Annotated in this window: 13 protein-coding genes; all 13 read right to left on the reverse strand. The window is 32.7% G+C overall.

Going from position 1 to position 17,598, the window contains the following annotated elements; translation table 11 throughout:
• Window positions 1-18: 18 nt before the first annotated feature.
• On the reverse strand, window positions 19-1,200 hold the full coding sequence (locus tag AC4IF5_RS12180) for an O-antigen ligase family protein (RefSeq protein ID WP_490734859.1): 1,182 nt from the start codon (window positions 1,198-1,200) through the stop codon (window positions 19-21).
• Window positions 1,201-1,228: 28 nt separating this feature from the next.
• The gene (locus AC4IF5_RS12185) at window positions 1,229-2,461 is read right to left on the reverse strand and encodes a glycosyltransferase family 4 protein (protein ID WP_490734861.1); all 1,233 of its coding nucleotides are present in this window, start codon (window positions 2,459-2,461) and stop codon (window positions 1,229-1,231) included.
• Between the two features lie 6 nt (window positions 2,462-2,467).
• On the reverse strand, window positions 2,468-3,712 hold the full coding sequence (locus tag AC4IF5_RS12190; RefSeq protein WP_490734863.1) for a hypothetical protein: 1,245 nt from the start codon (window positions 3,710-3,712) through the stop codon (window positions 2,468-2,470).
• A gap of 28 nt (window positions 3,713-3,740) precedes the next feature.
• Window positions 3,741-5,567 carry a hypothetical protein gene (locus AC4IF5_RS12195; RefSeq protein WP_490734865.1) on the reverse strand — a complete coding sequence of 609 codons (1,827 nt, stop codon included), beginning with the start codon at window positions 5,565-5,567 and terminating at the stop codon, window positions 3,741-3,743.
• Between the two features lie 7 nt (window positions 5,568-5,574).
• A complete protein-coding gene (locus AC4IF5_RS12200; RefSeq protein WP_490734867.1) occupies window positions 5,575-6,726 on the reverse strand; it encodes a glycosyltransferase in 1,152 nt (383 codons plus the stop codon).
• Window positions 6,727-6,732: 6 nt separating this feature from the next.
• A complete protein-coding gene (locus AC4IF5_RS12205; protein WP_490734869.1) occupies window positions 6,733-7,566 on the reverse strand; it encodes a hypothetical protein in 834 nt (277 codons plus the stop codon).
• Between the two features lie 1,011 nt (window positions 7,567-8,577).
• Window positions 8,578-9,849 carry a lipopolysaccharide biosynthesis protein gene (locus AC4IF5_RS12210; protein WP_490734871.1) on the reverse strand — a complete coding sequence of 424 codons (1,272 nt, stop codon included), beginning with the start codon at window positions 9,847-9,849 and terminating at the stop codon, window positions 8,578-8,580.
• A 90-nt stretch (window positions 9,850-9,939) separates the two neighbouring features.
• Entirely contained in the window at window positions 9,940-10,950 is a 1,011-nt protein-coding gene (locus tag AC4IF5_RS12215) for a Gfo/Idh/MocA family protein (RefSeq protein WP_490734873.1), read from the reverse strand.
• Between the two features lie 10 nt (window positions 10,951-10,960).
• Window positions 10,961-11,533: an acyltransferase gene (locus tag AC4IF5_RS12220; RefSeq protein ID WP_490734875.1), complete on the reverse strand. Its 573-nt coding sequence runs from the start codon at window positions 11,531-11,533 to the stop codon at window positions 10,961-10,963.
• Window positions 11,534-11,545: 12 nt separating this feature from the next.
• Window positions 11,546-12,670: a DegT/DnrJ/EryC1/StrS family aminotransferase gene (locus tag AC4IF5_RS12225; RefSeq protein WP_490734877.1), complete on the reverse strand. Its 1,125-nt coding sequence runs from the start codon at window positions 12,668-12,670 to the stop codon at window positions 11,546-11,548.
• A gap of 36 nt (window positions 12,671-12,706) precedes the next feature.
• A complete protein-coding gene (gene lhgO / locus AC4IF5_RS12230; RefSeq protein ID WP_490734879.1) occupies window positions 12,707-13,897 on the reverse strand; it encodes an L-2-hydroxyglutarate oxidase in 1,191 nt (396 codons plus the stop codon).
• A 6-nt stretch (window positions 13,898-13,903) separates the two neighbouring features.
• Window positions 13,904-15,199 carry a nucleotide sugar dehydrogenase gene (locus AC4IF5_RS12235; RefSeq protein WP_490734881.1) on the reverse strand — a complete coding sequence of 432 codons (1,296 nt, stop codon included), beginning with the start codon at window positions 15,197-15,199 and terminating at the stop codon, window positions 13,904-13,906.
• Entirely contained in the window at window positions 15,199-17,598 is a 2,400-nt protein-coding gene (locus AC4IF5_RS12240; protein ID WP_490734883.1) for a GumC family protein, read from the reverse strand. The genes AC4IF5_RS12235 and AC4IF5_RS12240 overlap by 1 nt, the downstream gene beginning before the upstream one ends.

Consider the following 17,598-nt stretch of genomic DNA (forward strand, 5'->3'; position numbering starts at 1 on the left):
TATTCTGTCAACATTCCCTTATTTTTTTTCTGTATTTGCACTCAAGCTGATTCCTATAATCATCGAACTAAAATACAAAAATTCCGGTATATCAAAAAGATTGCAAGAAGTCTGTACCAAAGTAAAATATTGCAAGAATAAAACAAAAATCAATTTATAATATATATTTCCTTTTTTAATGTTCCAGAATATATCAGAATTCTTCAATACGGGCAAAAACTTTAAAAAATAAATAATAAACCCTAAGATACCGGTAGACATTAATAATTCCAGAAAAATATTATGTGGATAGCCTCCATCCTCATACAATACTCTTCCACCAAAAAACCAATTTGAATTAAAGATTTGAAGAGCTCTGCTGAACAGAGGTTCTCTGCTGGTGGTATCTCCAAGTACTATCCATTTATATACCCTATTAAGGCTTATTATTTGTCCATTACCATAGTGTTCATGCAAAATAACCACACCTATAAAACCTATCATCAGAATAGCAACAGACCACAAATATTTCCTATTTCCTTTTAAAACAAACAAATAAGAGGAGCACACAAAAACAGCGACGATAGGGCTTCTTGCAATAGATTCAAAAACATTAAATAACCCCAAAAAAAGACAGAACAATAAAAGAAATATATTTTTATAATTTCCCCTGCAAAATAATAATAAAAATAACGATATGATGTATAATGAAGCTCCTATATGTCCGTACATAATATAATATGTACTGAAAATAAAGTCTGATTCGAAATAATTGTATATATAACTTATAATGAGAAGAACAGATAAAACCATAACACTGTACTCTGCTATGCTTTTAAAGTTTATTCCACTATAGTCAATACATAATAATGCAAAACTTGGTAAAAATGTAATAAAAATAATTCTGAAAACATATTCGCTCTCCAATAAGCTTACTTCTTCATTAAAAGAATAATTATTAAAAGAGTAGATAAGTTTGATCAGATAATAAATCCAAAATACAACAAGACTTATAACTGAAATATTTTTAAAAGTAATATTCCTTCTTTCTTTGTATATAATAAATAAAGAAAAAATAATAATAAACACTCTGTAGGATATAGAGAAAACTCTGCTATCCATACCAAGAGGTTTAGCAAAAGAAATAGCAATGACATTGCCCAAAATAAAAGACAGCAGGAATAGTTTATAAATGAAGTCATTATGGATAGTAACCTTCATAAAGAAGCCTTATGTTGTGGGGTTAATATTATTTCTTTTGTTTATTAGACTGCAATAATATCGCATCAATATATTGCTTACCTAATAACGGATATGTTCTGTTTTCAAAGATCCACTTTCTTCCGTTGTATCCAATCCTAGTCCTTTCTTCTACACTCATCTCTGCATAATATAAGATTGCCTTCTTAATGTCTTCTGCAGAAGTACTCTTGATAAACTGACCACAATCAGCTTCATTAATCATGGAAGGGTATCCCGTATAAGAGGCTATAATAGGTTTCGCAGCCAGCATATATTCTACCACTTTGTTCATAGACTGCCCGTACTCCCATACTTTTGAATCTTTGGTAGATAAATACAAGATATCACAGACCTGAAGGAAGTATTTAACGTCATTTTGTTGAATCCTCTGCAAAAAAGTTACATTCGAGCAATCTTTTAATTGTTCTTCATATGTTGCTCTAAGGTCTCCACTGCCAACAAGCAAAAAATGAATATTACTGTTGTTTTTCATCAATTGTATAGCTTCAATAAAAGACTCCAGTGCATTGGTAACTCCCATACTGCCCGCATACCCAATGATTACTTTATTCGGAGGTACTATCTCTGAAAATGGATTTTTTTCCTGCAGGAACTCCTCAGAATAATTTTCAGGATCAAATCCTAACGGAGAACAATGAAACGGTTTTTTATATCCTAATATTTGTTCTACATGCAGATCAAGTCTGGGCATCGTACCTGCAACCAGATCAGCTTTTTTGTACCCGAACTTTTCTATGAACCCTATCAATAAAACAAGTGGATTCCATTTGGAAAACCCGGCTTCTTCAGTCATCGTTAAGGGCCAGATATCACGGATTTCAAAAACTAAAAAGCTGCCAAACTTTCTTTTCAGATAATATCCATAGATTATAGAAAAAATAGAAAGTGATGAGATAATAACGATATCAGGCTTGGCAAGTTTAGAAAGATTCATTGAAAAAAGCTTCCGTTCAAAATCAAGCCAGGACAGGATTCTATCTATAGACGCTGTTCTAGTATATTTTTTTGTTTTAATCCATTTTATAGCGACTCCATCCTGCTCTTCATCATTATATATCTTATCCGTTTCAGGACAATTGGTAAAATGATTTGCATCTGATGTTATTAATAAAGCTTCATTCTCTAATTTTTTAAACTCTCTCGCCAGATAAAAAAGGCGTGATGGAGCTTTTGCATATTGAGGTGGTGAAGCATATTTTGAAATTAACCAGATATTCATCCGTGTTTATTTTAAATTTACAATTTCTTGAAAATATCCTTTATTATCATTGATATAAGGATTATGACCAGAGTAATAAGAATATTTAAGAGAAATCCTTTCATACATTAAATTGACTTCATCGGTATTCAGCATTTTCCACCATCCATAGAAAATATGAGAATAATCTTCAGATGGCAGCAATCCTTTATCTCCTGCTTTAAGGTTACTTCTAAAGTGACTATTATTTCCATCCACAAAATTATTGAAGGTATAAATTCCATCTTTAGAATTATACACCGCAATATTGTTCAATAATTGTTGAGAAAGCATTTTATTTAGTTTTTCCAGATAAGCAAATTTTGATTTATCAGATTGAAAGGCAAGTTTCAGAAGATATAGATAAGCAGGCATTCTAGAAAAGTGGGATGAATCCCAATTAACACTTTCATTATTTTTTAAGGCAACATCCTGATAATTAGGATGATCTTTCCAAACATTCGGTTGTAAATACCAGACATTATCTTTGATTACTACTTTTTTCCGCATCACTTCATAAAATTCATTTTTAATCGTTATCAAATCTGATGTAACCCTGAGCCCAGCTTCTTTTTCTATGAGTGAAAGACTAACACCTGTCGCCATAAGATAAAGTTCAAAATCGGTAATTGCACTATAATAACTCATATTTCCATTATACTGCCCACTCAGTAAATACTGTATCCTTTGTTTTGCGCCATAAAATCTTGTAGACTCTGCATCCCAAACGTTTGCGTAAGTATTATTCCAATAGTTTAACACTTCTTTTTTAATGAAATTAAACATTTTGGTGTTTTCCACATTGCCACGTATACCACTTCTTCTTAAATATTCAGAAACTGTAAAATAGAAAGTTCTTTTACTTAAATCATCTACATCTGATCTATTTTTTATGGTAAGCAACGTATTATAAGTAAAAAATATCTGCAATCTTTTTATCACTTCCTGATTTTTAGTATCATAAGCATATTGTATCGGAATATATAAAAAAGCAGCACAATCATAAGGGGCATTTGGCCAATTCGTCATTTTTGTTTCGGAAGCAAAAATATCATTATAATGATTGATCAGATTAATGATTTCTGTAACTGCCAGATCTTTTTGTCTGAATACAGACTCATCCGATATCAAAGAAGTTCTACTTACAGATGCTTGTACCATCGAGCAAATGCCGATGGTACCAAACAAACAAATAAGAATAAACCTCAGTTTGTAAATTAATAATTTTTTCATCTTATAGATAGATATTTAGAACTATGCTCTATTCCTTATACAATTTTGGAATACTATTAACTATTTTTATCACACGATCAAAATCAAGCCCCAAAGTATCTAAATACCATCTGATATTTTGGTAACGGGGAGCATTTTCTATTTCAACAAGTTCTAAAGCTCTTTCTCTGGTCATTTGTCCCTCTCTGATCTGATTACTTCTAAAAGTATCATGCTCTGTAAAGCCAGCTACCGTATAATATACATAGTTGTAAAATGCAGCAGTACCATCACCAATTCTCCATGTAGTAGTAGTATCTATTGCTTTTTCCCAATTATAATCGTTTAAAAGCGTATTATCTACCTGCTCTTCATCCCATCTCCAGTAATCGAAAATATGGTAATAATCTTGCTTTTCGGTAAAGCTACGATAATATTCACCAGAAAGGGTATCCCAAAGTGAGCTATTGAAATATCCGGGACTCTCCATCATCGCTCTGAATCTTTTGGAGTGATATCTCAGCTGCTTCATGGCACCATGGCTATATACTCTTTTTTCTTCAAAGTCTGGTTCAATGCCTAAGAATCCTGTTTTAAAATGAGTTACTTCCAGTGGATTTACTCCCCAAAGGTTTAGATTGATTCCGGTTTGTTTCTTTATGCTTTCAACGTACCTGAAGAAATGTTTATCTCCTGCTGTAAGCATTGCCATCATTCCTAAATGTGGTGATTTCAGCCATGCTTCAAGGTTCATTCTGATGTTCTTTCTTTTAAGTGAAATATCGGCAGCGACAATAATATTTTCTACTCCCAGATCTGCACACATACGGCTGATATTCCTTCTTCCTAAATCCGTTACCATTCCCCAGTCATAAGTATAGGTAACCGGTTTCATTTCCAGTTCCTTTACGATAAGGTGCAATCCGTAGCAGCTATCTCTACCTCCTGAAAAAGGAACGATACAGTCTAATTCTTTTCCTTTTCTACGATATGGTTCAACCAATTTAAATAATTCTTCTTTCGGTTTTGGATTATTTCTTGGTTTGTAATTTTTACAATAGTTACATACACCAGCTTCATCAAATTTTATAAAAGGCATGGTTTCCGGAAGTATACATTTCGTACATCTTTTGATGTTCAGCTTTTTATATTCCAGCAAACCCTCTTCAATGGTATTAAATTTAAACTCAGGAATTAAATTTTCTACTCTGCTTTTTTCATCTACAATTGTCAGCTTTTCACTTGATACGGGTATATCAAGAATTAAGGCCTCATCTTTGATTTGACTAATGTTTTCACACCCAATAATTTTAAGTCCATAGTTTTCTGAGGCAAAATAAGTTTTACCTTCATTATATCCAACATATAAACTACCATTATTAGAAAAAAGAAGCAGCTTTCCTTTTTCCGGTAACACGAGAGCACATGCAACGACACCTTTACATAAGGAAAGAATCTCATTGGGAAGGTCTTCGACTTTTCCCTCTTTACTCAAAAATTCTTCAGCAATGGCTACGATAGCCTCAGAATCAATTTTCAGCTGTCTGGTTACAGATAACTTACTCCACACTTCTTCTTCATTGACAATAATACCATTATGTATGGCGCATATATTGTCCCTAACTACCGGCTGGTTATCTCCCAAACCATTAGTGATCAATCTACTATGTCCTAATACGATATGATTATCATAAGGTTTAACTTTATTCAACAGTTTCTCAATACTGTAGTCTGCCCTATTTACTTCATAGTGATTGTTTTGATAATAAATCAAACCACTGGAGTCCACTCCTCTTTGTTCGGAATGTTTTACCAGAGTTTGAAATTTATGCTTATTTATACTTGTCTTCGATACGACACCAAAAATTCCACACATTTGTTTTTTATTTTTTATTTTTTAAAATATTATTATACGTTTTTAATAACTCACTTTCCTGAAAGTTCCAGCTAAGCGGGTAAAGATCTTTTTTTATTCTGTTACCTAAATCTAAATATTCAATATCTTTTACAATTTCAAATAAGCTTTCAGCATTTAAGCTACTGCATTTTCCTAAATTGTATTCTTCAACAACATTTTTAATATCTGGAAAATCTGATGCTAAAATATATAATTCTGAAAAGGCATATTCAAATAATTTATTTGGTAAGCAATAATAATCACTTAAAGAAACAGCTTCTACTAAACAAAGCCCCACATCTGCTGAAGTTGAAACCTCTACCACCTGATGATGAGGGACTGCCGGATGATAATGGATATTAGCATTATTGTATGCTGCCTTTTTTATTTCATCAACATATTCACCATATCCTATAAATACAATATGAGCATCTATTTCTTTTCTCTGGAAAACATCCAAGTACAAATTTACACCTCTTCCGGCTTCACTTATTATTCCCAGATATAAAAATATTTTTTTACCTTCAGGAATATTAAATTTTTCTCTGAGATAATTATTTTTATTGTTTTCTTTGTAAGAAGAGTCAAGCAAAGGAGAATTCAATATCAGAACACTTTTCTTCTCACCCAAATGCTTATTATACCACTCAATAATTGAAGGGCTTACACTGATCAGGATATCAATATCTTTCCACATTATTTTTTCAATGAAAAGGGTATACTTTGAAAGTATTTTCGATTGGCCAGCTTTATCTGATTCAAGTTCATGCGCATCGTAGATCAACTTTGATCCACTAAATAATTTGATAACTTTCGCAATGGGTAAATATAATGTATCATGACAATGGATAATATCCGGCTTATACTTAATTCCTGGAAAAACCATTCTAATAAATGCCTCTATAAGATTCAGAAAATATCTGATAGGTCTTGGCAAAAATTTCAGATTTTTTGTAGCAATATTAAATACCCTGATAAAAGGAATGTGTTCCGTTTCATATTTGTGCCCTTCAGAGTCATCAATACCATAGGCTACTAAGGTGGTGTTTTCAATCTTTTTTACCGCCTTCAGCTCCTTTAAAATCCTGCTGTCATACCGGATATCTGTAGGAGAAATATGTAAGATTTTCTTATTCATTTATTTTTATTTAGATCTAGGCATTAAATAAAGCAAAAAGCAAACGGCCAGAAACCCACCTGAAATAAGTGCTGTAAAAAAAGCACCATTGATAAACAGAACTCCAAAAGAAAAACTAGAAATCAAATATATTCTTGCGTCTAATTTAAAGCTTGACATATCAAATACTCTAAAGAAATAAGCTCTCAAAAAGGGAAATACCAGTAGGGAAACCCACCCAAATTGTGCATAATCATTTCCAATCAAACCTGTATTGGAAGACATATCCGGGTCATTAAAATAAGTTGCCGCTATTATATAAGGGGAGTTATTTTTATGATTTACATTGGTCTCAAACCAATGTCCGAAATGTTCTCTAAGATAAAGTAATTCATGAGTTGAAAAATAATCATAATGAAAGTAGGCTAATAGTGTAGGCGTAAAAAAGGTTCTTGAATAAAGACCAGCAATACTGATTTGAACACTCTCACTTCCAAATTCCACAAAAAATATCAAAATAAGATTGAACCCAATAAATGCATGAAGAAGATACTTGTTATATTCTTTCTTATAAAAAAAATAAATAAATATGGTCAATATCAACAATACGAAATCTGTCTTATGTGCACCAAAAGAATACATCATTAAGCCAAAGAAGAAAAACAAACAGCTTAGAAAAACATTTTTTTGTATCAGATAATACATAAAAGAAATTGTAATAAACATACTTGCTATCGGCCGGAGATAATTAATGAATGAAGGCATATTTAATTCACTGACTTTCGCTCGTATTTCATACACTTCTTCAAAATCAAATTTAATATTAAAACCATTATATATAACGGAAAAAACGATCATCATCAGTACCACTGTATATAGGAAAATTTTAAACAAAATCATCGATTGGGAGTTGTCAAAAATTTTGTAATATTTCACGTTTCCGTATCTTACATAAAACAAAAAGAGAAGAGCACTATATAAAACACTATATAAAAAAAACTCAAAATTATCAGTATATATACAAAAAGTTAAATTGGGTAAAAAGTATAATAGATAAATCAACATAAGAATTAAGCTTGCGGGCGTGTCTTTCTCTAAAATCTTTTTAAAAAAATAAGTATAAAATACTATAGCAACGTAAGAAAGGTTATTAATTGTATGACTAAACTCTCTTATATAACCAAGATATCCGTAATGTACAGATATTGAATTAACATAGAGATAATCTAAAGATAATTTATATATAATAAAAAATATTAATAGTGTAAAATACTTCATAGCAATAAAAAAATCAGGACTTATTAAATAATAAATATCTAAATAGAATTACTCCCACATAAATCCATATAAATAAATCGATAGTAGAACTCTTTTTCCTTTTAACTAATACACCACTTGAATAATGAGAAAAACATGCGGAAATAACAAATGCAAAGTATCTGTATTTTATTATAATATGGTGAAATTCTCTATAAATCAACTTTCTCTTTTGTATTATAAGGTAAAACATTATGAATATAGTAGCTACAAAATTAGGGATCACATAAGATGATACCAAAACCCAATATGATAATTTTATATAATAACCAGAAAGTATAATTATACCTACAAATAGAGAGTTTAGTATCATTGATTTACTTATAATATTCAGCAAGCCTTTTTTTATAAGAATATCTTTTGGCACACTATATAAGGATCGGCTAAATATGAGCATTGGTATGATTAAAAAATTAGGAATCTATATTGAAAAATAAAGTTGAAATAAATATAATGAAAAAAAGAAATCATCGATGTAGTAATACTTAAAAAGTGTAAACTTGTTGATAAATAATGACATACTCCTCAATTATATTTATTTTTATTATTTCTAATTTATACAGAATCATTAGTTCCTGAAATTTTGTATGAATTAAAAATTAGTATTATATTAAAAACAGAAGCTGAAATCGTGAAAAAGATCAGCGAAATATATGCATCTGCAAAAATCACATAACCAAACAAAATCATTATAAACCCTAAAACTGCATTAAGCAATTGAAGTTTCATAAGCAACTTTTGCTTTCCTCTTATATAATAAATTGAACTAAGAGGTGTAGCAATAAATTCAAAAAATAAAAAAATTGAAATAACTTGTGAATATTCGCCTGCCACATACCATTGTTTTCCAAAAATCAGGCTAAACAAAAATTTACTCGTTAAAAACAGAAACAAATATACCGGCAATGAAAGAAACACTAATTTCTTCATTGTAGAAAGGTACAGATCCCTACAATTCCCCTTTATTCTGATCTCATCTATGGCTTCATTCCTGAAAACATTACTGATCGCACTGGTGATGACAATATTAGGGATTCTTATTATCCTGTTTGCCATAGAAAAAAAGCCTACCACAGTGGTACTATATAATACAGAAAATATAACCGGTATAAATTGTTGACTGGCCACTAACGACAAATCCGAAAATGTCATATATTTTGGAAAAGAAGAGTATTGCAATGCTATACTTCTCACTCCATTTTGTTTCATTACATGTTTTATTATTTTATTTTCGGTTAATATATGATAAAAAACACCCACCAGAATACCTATCATCAAAGCTAATATAAGTCCTGATTTCACATTGAAAAATCCCAATATGAGACTCGCTAACGTTGTACTAATTATCTGTAAAGTAGTAGCAATAGTAATAGTTTTGTATGACTTTTTTCTTTGTTTCCAGTAATTTAATGCTGAAAAAACAGCAATAGAAAAAATATAAAAAGGAGCCCAATAATATTCGTCCTGAGATAAAAATATATCTTTATCTAAAACTTTCAATATATATTTCACTATTATTATCAGCAACAAATAGATGAGAGAGACAAAACAGCCGATAATTACAATTAATTTTATAATTTTATACGAATCCTCGTTTGATTTCGGAAGCCCAATTGCCAGTTCATATCTTCCTGTAGAAACAACAGCCAAAAAAGCAGTAACGCTTGTAAATATTGCCAAATTCCCAAAAGACTCTACCGGATAAATTCTCGATAAAAAGGGAGAGGCTAAAATAACTAAAATTTGTCCAATTATAGTACCTGAAGCCAGTGTTGTGACTCCCTTAAAAAAGTTATCTTTGAATATACGTAAAAGTTTCTCTTGCAAAATATTAGTTTAAAGTTTTTGAAATACGCCTTAATTGATAACCTACTTTTTAGAATATACTAGCACACTTCTATCATTATAATATTATAATTACTTAAGACTATAAATCCTTTCAATAATATCTACTACTTTCAATCCTTCCAAGGCATTAGTAGTAATTGTATTTCTCCCTTTTAGCACATCTACAACATTTTCAATAATATAATGATGATTTGCTGCAGATCCTTTATAAGCTCCGTAGTCATTCCCTGGATTTGTTGGAGGTAATTCCGGCATTACATAATCTTTTACATTACAAACCTCCACTTTATCCATATATTGCCCTCCAATTTTCACTGCACCATTTTCAGCAATGATCGTCATAGAGCTTTCAAGATTCTGATTCCAAACTGAAGTGGAATAGTTTAAAGACCCCATTCCTCCATCTACAAAATCAAAGCTTACAAAACCTGAATCTTCAAAATCCGTAAGATTTTTGTGATTAAAGTCTGCGAACTTCGCCTGGATATTGGTGATATCACCGAATAACCAATACATGATGTCTATAAAATGGGAAAACTGTGTAAACAAGGTTCCTCCATCCAGATCTTGTTTCCCATGCCATGATTCCGGTTTATAATATCTGTCGTCACGGTTCCAGTAGCAATTAAGCTGAACCATATATATTTTCCCAAGTCTCCCGCTTTCTACCATTTCTTTGACCCATGCAGAAGGTGGAGAATATCTGTTTTGCATAACGGCAAAAACCTGCTTATGTTTATGTAGTGCCTGGAAAATAAGTTTTTCAGCGTGTCGTTTTTTCAAAGCTATCGGCTTTTCTACCACCACATGTTTTCCGGCATCGATAACTTTATAAGACTGTTCGAAATGAAACCCGTTTGGAGAAGCAATATTAATAACATCAACCCCGATTCCAGAATTCAGAAATTCATCCAATGATGCAAAAAAAGGAACATCATAATTTTCTATTCCCAGTACAGACTTATCTTTCACATCGATCAATGCAACCAATTCGCATTCCGGATTTCTTGAGATCATTTCGGCATGTCTTTTTCCAATATGCCCGCAGCCAACTACTGCAAATTGTATTTTTTCACTCATTTGTATGTTTTTAAATTTTTGAAACCTTATTATTTTCTAATTTGTATTTTTCTCCGCTTTCTTCACAAACGGCAATATTTTCTGCATCAAATTGAAGCCTGTGCCCAAATTCGCTCATCCACCCCATTTGTCTGGCAGGGTTTCCTACCACCAATGCATAATCCGGTACTTCTTTTGTGACCACAGCACCTGCTCCAATAAAAGCAAACCGGCCAATATTATGTCCACAGACAATCGTTGCATTAGCTCCTATAGATGCCCCTTTTCCAACATGTGTTTTCAGATATTCATTCTTTCTGTTTACTGCACTTCTTGGATTTATTACATTGGTAAAAACCATTGAGGGACCTAAAAAAACATCATCATCACATGTTACCCCTTCATAGATAGAAACATTATTCTGAACTTTCACATTCTTTCCTAAGACTACTTTAGGTGAGATGACAACGTTCTGACCAATGTTACATTTTTCACCCAAAATGCAACCTGTCATAAGATGTGAAAAGTGCCAAATTTTGGTTCCGTTTCCTATTTGACATCCTTCGTCAATAACGGCTGTTTCGTGTGCAAAATAATCCGACATATCTGCTTTATATTAATTAAAATAATTCTTAATTTCTGTAACAATAACATCCAGTACTTCCTGATCAAATTCTGTATGTACAGGAAGTGAGATCACTTCTGCACAAAGCTGTTCTGTAACCGGAAGACTAAAACCCTCTTCTACATACGGAAGAAAAGCTTCCTGTTTGTAAAGAGGTAAAGGATAATACACCATACTTGGGATACTTTTTTCCGCCAAATATTTTTGCAATCCATCTCTTTTTCCATTCTTCACTCTAAGTGTATACTGATGAAATACATGGGTAGAATTTACGGATCTTTTCGGAATCTGAACTTCTGAAATACCAGCCAGATTTTTATCGTAATAATCTGCCATTTGATTTCTGGCAGCAGAATATTCATCCAAATAATTAAGTTTAACTTTTAGGACAGCCGCCTGAATTGTATCCAGTCTGGAATTACATCCTAAAACTTTGTGGTGGTATTTTTTCTCCTGGCCATGGTTAGCAATCATTCTGATTTTTAACGCCAACTCATCATCATTGGTCATTATTGCGCCTCCATCACCATAGCATCCAAGATTTTTTGATGGGAAAAACGAAGTACATCCAATATCCCCGATAGTTCCTGTTTTTCTTGTAGTTCCATCAGAGAATGTATAATCAGAGCCTATTGCCTGGGCATTATCTTCAATAACAAAAAGATTATGTTTTTTTGCAAACTCAACGATCTTCTCCATATCAGCACTTTGTCCGTATAAATGAACTGGTACAATTGCTTTGGTATTTGGTGTCAGATATTTTTCCAGCCCATTTAGATTTATATCAAAAGTATCTTCGTTTACGTCTACCATTACCGGCTTTAGTCCTAAAAGGCCAATAACTTCTGCCGTAGCTACGTAAGTGAAAGCAGGGCAAATTATTTCATCGCCGGGCTGCAGATCAAGTGCCATCATGGCAATTTGAAGAGCATCTGTTCCGTTAGCACATGGAATAACATGTTTTACTCCCAGATATTTTTCAAAATTTTGTTGAAATTCTTTTACAGCAGGACCGTTAATAAATGCTGTATTGTCTATACATTGCTGAATACCGGCATCTATGTCTTCTTTTATTTTCAGGTATTGACCTTTAAGGTCAACCATTTGAATTTTCATATTCTTAGTTTTTGAATGCACGTAGAGGTGCATATTTTAATTTACAATAAGCTCACTGATCTTATTTCCTATGGAAAGACAGGACGTGGCTGCCGGAGAGGGTGCATTTCTCACATGAATGATATTCCCGTTTTTCACGATATCAAAATCATCAATTAATCCTCCGTTTCTGTCACAAGCCTGAGCTCTCACTCCTGAACCTCCCGCTACAAGATCATCTTCCTTTATTTCCGGCAGAAGCTTTTGTAATGCTTTTGTAAATGCAGACTTGGAAAGTGAGCGGTGCATCTCACCCATCCCGGTTTTTCCATATTTTGCTACAATTTTTCTGAAACCTGGCCAGAGCATAGTCTGCATGGTTTCACTGAAATTAAAGTCAAAAAAGTTATATCCTTCCTTTTTAAAAGCCAGGACAGCATTAGGTCCGGCCTCTATATTCCCATCGATCATTCGCGTAAAGTGAACACCAAGAAAGGGAAAGCTAGGATCAGGAACAGGATAAATAAGGTGTTTTACCAGATATTTTTTCTCATCTTTGATCTTATAATATTCTCCTCTGAAAGGAATAATGACCACGTCATTTTTTTCGTTGGTCATTTTGGTAATTTTATCAGAATACAGTCCTGCGCAGGAAATCAGTTTTTGGGTTTTAAATTCAGAAGTATTGGTGGTTACAATAATTTCAGTGCCTTTATCAGTAATATTTTTTACTTCATTATTAAATCTCACTTCTCCCCCAAGTTCCTCGAAGAGTTCCTTTATCTTTCTGGCTATTCCCGGATAATCAATTATTCCGGTTTGTGGAACTTTGATTGCCTTTATCCCTTCGCAATGAGGTTCTATTTCACGGAACTCTTCTCTCGAAAGGTATTTCAAATCCTGAAGTCCGTTTTCCACTCCTCTTTTATAAATATTATCCAGAAGCGGTAATTCTTCCTGTGAAGTAGCTACAATAATTTTTCCGCAGAGGTCATATCTTATTCCGTATTTCTCAGCAAAGTTAATGACTGAGTTATAGCCTTCAATACAATTCTTTGCTTTAAGGCTGCCCGGCTTATAATAAATTCCGCTGTGGATCACTCCACTATTGTGTCCCGACTGATGCAATGCGACATCATTTTCTTTTTCTAAAATTAAGATTTTAGAATCAGGACTTTTCAGCTTGATCTGATAGGCCGTAGCCAACCCTACCAAACCTGCACCAATGATTATAATATCATAGTTCATTCTCAGTTACAGTCTTGCATCTACCAAACTTCTGTCCAGACATGCTTTGGTATCAAAAACCACAGCATTTTCTTTTTTAAGTTGATTCAAATCCATTTCCAGAAACTCATTATGAGAAACAGCGATAACCAGAGAATCATATTTTTTACCTTCCTGAAGTGCATCTAAAATATCAATTCCATATTCATGTTTCACTTCTTCCTTACTGGCCCATGGATCATAAATATCTACATTCACTCCATAATCAACAAGTTCTTTGTAAATATCTACCACCTTTGTGTTTCTTACATCCGGACAATTTTCTTTAAATGTAACTCCTAAGATCAGGGCACTAGAGTCTTTGATCACACCTCCTTTCGCAATAAGGAGTTTCACTACTTTAGAAGCAACAAATTTAGCAATAGAATCATTGACACGTCTACCGGATAAAATAACATCCGGATGATATCCTAACTGCTCTGCTTTGTGAGCAAGGTAATAAGGATCCACAGATATACAGTGTCCTCCGACCAATCCAGGTTTATATTTAAGGAAATTATATTTTGTTCCTGCAGCTTCCAATACATCATTAGTATCAATCCCCACTCTGTCAAAAATTAAAGCCAGTTCGTTAACAAAAGAAATATTGACGTCTCTTTGTGCATTTTCAATAGCTTTTGAAGCTTCTGCAACTTTAATACTAGAAGCTTTATGAGTTCCTGCAGTAATAATTTTCTTATAAAGATGATCTACTTCTTCAGCAATTTCTTCTGTAGAACCAGAAGTCACTTTTTTTACACTTGTAAGCGTATTTACTTTATCTCCCGGATTGATCCTTTCCGGAGAGTATCCTACAAAAAAGTCTTCATTAAACTTAAGTCCTGAATATTGTTCAAGAACCGGCACACATTCTTCTTCTGTACATCCAGGGAAAACCGTGGATTCATAAATCACAATATCTCCCTTTTTAATGATCTCACCAAGCATTTTAGAAGCTGAGATCAAAGGATTAAGATCCGGTGCATTGTACTTATCTATAGGAGTGGGAACTGTTACAATGAATATATTGGCTTCTGAAATTTCAGATAGCTGGCTCGTTGCTTTATAACCTAAAGTACCATTGGATTCATTATACTTTTTTAGTCCTGCATTTAATTTATCAAGATCTGCTTCAAGCGTTATATCCTGTCCGTTATTAAGCTGGTCAACACGTTGTGTATTAATATCAAATCCGAATACCGGATAATGTCCTGCAAATTCAAGAGACAGAGGAAGGCCTACATAGCCTTGCCCTATAACAGCTATTTTATATGTTTTCATCATTAGCTAAGTTTATTTTTTATTTTTTGGAACCATGATTGCTCACTATGACTATTATAACCATAACCATATTTGTTACTATATCCTAAATTTTCTCTGCTTACATCATTAAGAACAAATCCAACGTTTCTGATTTTCTTCTGATCAATATTTGTATTTGCAAATTCTAACAATGCTTTTTCTGTATATTTGGATCTTGAAACGTAAATGACAATATCTGCTAATTCCGCGATAAGGAATGTATCTGTAACCAGCAGCAATGGTGCAGTATCCAGAATGATGTAATCATATTTTTCTTTCAATTGATCTAAGAGTACTTCATAACGGCCATTGGATAACAATTCTGTTGGGTTAGGAGGTATCATTCCGGAATAGATAACATCCAAATGAGCATTAAAAGAAGAAACATGAATAATATCTTCAAGTCTGGTTTGATCAGAGTAGAGGTATTCCGTCAGTCCTGCTAATCCTTTTCTGGCAGGATTATATCTTTGTAACTGTGGATTTCGTATATCTGATCCTATAATGATTGCTTTCTTCTTAGGATTAGCAAGTGTTAAAGCAAGATTAACCGATGTAAAAGTCTTTCCTTCTCCTTTTACGGTTGAAGTAACAAATACAACTTTTCCTTTTTTATCCTTTGGAAGCATAAAATTCATATTGGTAATAAGAATTCTGAATGCTTCAGCCATAGGAGTAATATCATTTACTTTTACTATTTCAGAATCACCTTTTTCAAGACTAGGCAATTCAGCAATAATAGGCGCATGTACAAGCTTTTCAAGATCATGTTTTGTAACAATTTTATTATTGAAAAGCATTCTTAAATAAATAATAATAAAAGGAAGTAGTAAGCCAGCTACTAAATAAATCGTCAGAATAACATTACTTTTGGGTGAAATTGCCACAGGTGAAGCATATGCAGCATCTACAACTTTCGCTTTTGGAGCTGTAATAGACTGAGCAATAGCTGTCTCTTCTCTTTTTTGAAGTAAAAGCAAATACAAATTCTCTTTAATCTGCTGTTGTCTTTCTATGCTTCTGAACATTTTTTCAATAGAAGGAAGTTTTGATATTTTTCCGAAAACTTTATTTTGTTCTCCTAAATATTCATTTTTTGCCAGCTCAAGTCCTACTCTGTTTCTTTGAAGGCTTTGCATAATAGAACTACGCATTTCATTGATCTGCTTTGTAACATCTACCACTGTTGGGTTTTCTGCAGTAGCAGATTCAAGTAATCTATTTCTCTGTAAAACCAACTGATTATATGTAGATATGCCAGATATTGCTTCAGGACTATTTAATCCCACATTCGCAGGTAAAACCTGATATTGTCCCTGTTTAGAAACATAACCTATAAGAGCATTTGTAAGCTCCAACTGTGCATCAACATCCAACTGCTTAGCTCTAGCAGCGGCAGAGCTTTCTAAATTGATCTTCGCTTCTGTTTCTAAATCGGTAAGATTATTCTTAGATTTAAAGCTTTCTTTCTGATTCTCAACTTCTCCTAATTCTCCCGACAACTTCTTGATTCTATCTTCAATAAAATCTAAAGTCTTTTTTGATTCTGAATTTTTATCTGAAATAGCATCATTATTATAAGCTACTACTAAACTATTGATAATATCTTTTGCTTTTGATACCTGAGGATATTGAAACCCAAGTTTAAGTACAGTAGTTTCTCTATTTACCAGATCAACATTAAGTGATCCCTGAAGACTATTTACCGCTGCTTCCAGAGAAGAAATCTGAAGCGTTAAATTATTAGTATCAAGGCCTTTAACTTCTGCAGGGTTAAATTCAGGATTTTTTGTTATTATAATATTTGCAAATGGTAAACTTATTGTCTTACCATAAGTTGTAATAATTTCTTTCTTAAGGTTTTCAGCACTCAAGGTTAATTTCTCTCCATCGATAGCAAGTTGTAATATATTTACAGGGCTATTCTTCCCTGGTTTTTCTGCAATGACTCTTACTTCTACAGGACAAGTTTCTTTATACAACTCTAATGTTCTAATTTTTCCTTTTGCTGTAATATTGGTTTGAAGATTCAGACTGGTGATAACTTCACCCATCATTTTTTTTGACTTCAAAATTTCTATTTCATTGGCTATACTATTGGTTTTAAGGCCTCCAATTCCTGATAAATCAGGTAAAACGCCCAAATCGCTTGCCATTACTTGTGAAGAAGAGTTTTTTGCGTCTTTAATAAGAATTGTAGACTGTACACCATAGACAGGAACCATAAATTTCAATGAAATGTAGCCTATTACCAAAGCAATAAATGCACTTATAATAAACCAAGGCCATTTCCGGATAAATGGTTTTATAATTTCACTAATATTAATATTTTTTACGTTGTTTTCTTCTTCTGAAAATTGTGAAGATTTCTGGTTATCCAT

The organism is Chryseobacterium sp. UF-290 (genome assembly GCF_058245615.1).

Bases quoted from the DNA above. Each gene is read 5' to 3' on its own strand.
- AC4IF5_RS12195 (WP_490734865.1), bottom strand. From the start codon at position 5,567: ATGTGTGGAATTTTTGGTGTCGTATCGAAGACAAGTATAAATAAGCAT.
- AC4IF5_RS12220 (WP_490734875.1), bottom strand. From the start codon at position 11,533: ATGTCGGATTATTTTGCACACGAAACAGCCGTTATTGACGAAGGATGT.
- AC4IF5_RS12180 (WP_490734859.1), bottom strand. From the start codon at position 1,200: ATGAAGGTTACTATCCATAATGACTTCATTTATAAACTATTCCTGCTG.
- AC4IF5_RS12215 (WP_490734873.1), bottom strand. From the start codon at position 10,950: ATGAGTGAAAAAATACAATTTGCAGTAGTTGGCTGCGGGCATATTGGA.
- AC4IF5_RS12240 (WP_490734883.1), bottom strand. From the start codon at position 17,598: ATGGATAACCAGAAATCTTCACAATTTTCAGAAGAAGAAAACAACGTA.
- lhgO (WP_490734879.1), bottom strand. From the start codon at position 13,897: ATGAACTATGATATTATAATCATTGGTGCAGGTTTGGTAGGGTTGGCT.
- AC4IF5_RS12205 (WP_490734869.1), bottom strand. From the start codon at position 7,566: ATGATGATCGTTTTTTCCGTTATATATAATGGTTTTAATATTAAATTT.
- AC4IF5_RS12185 (WP_490734861.1), bottom strand. From the start codon at position 2,461: ATGAATATCTGGTTAATTTCAAAATATGCTTCACCACCTCAATATGCA.
- AC4IF5_RS12200 (WP_490734867.1), bottom strand. From the start codon at position 6,726: ATGAATAAGAAAATCTTACATATTTCTCCTACAGATATCCGGTATGAC.
- AC4IF5_RS12235 (WP_490734881.1), bottom strand. From the start codon at position 15,199: ATGATGAAAACATATAAAATAGCTGTTATAGGGCAAGGCTATGTAGGC.
- AC4IF5_RS12225 (WP_490734877.1), bottom strand. From the start codon at position 12,670: ATGAAAATTCAAATGGTTGACCTTAAAGGTCAATACCTGAAAATAAAA.
- AC4IF5_RS12190 (WP_490734863.1), bottom strand. From the start codon at position 3,712: ATGAAAAAATTATTAATTTACAAACTGAGGTTTATTCTTATTTGTTTG.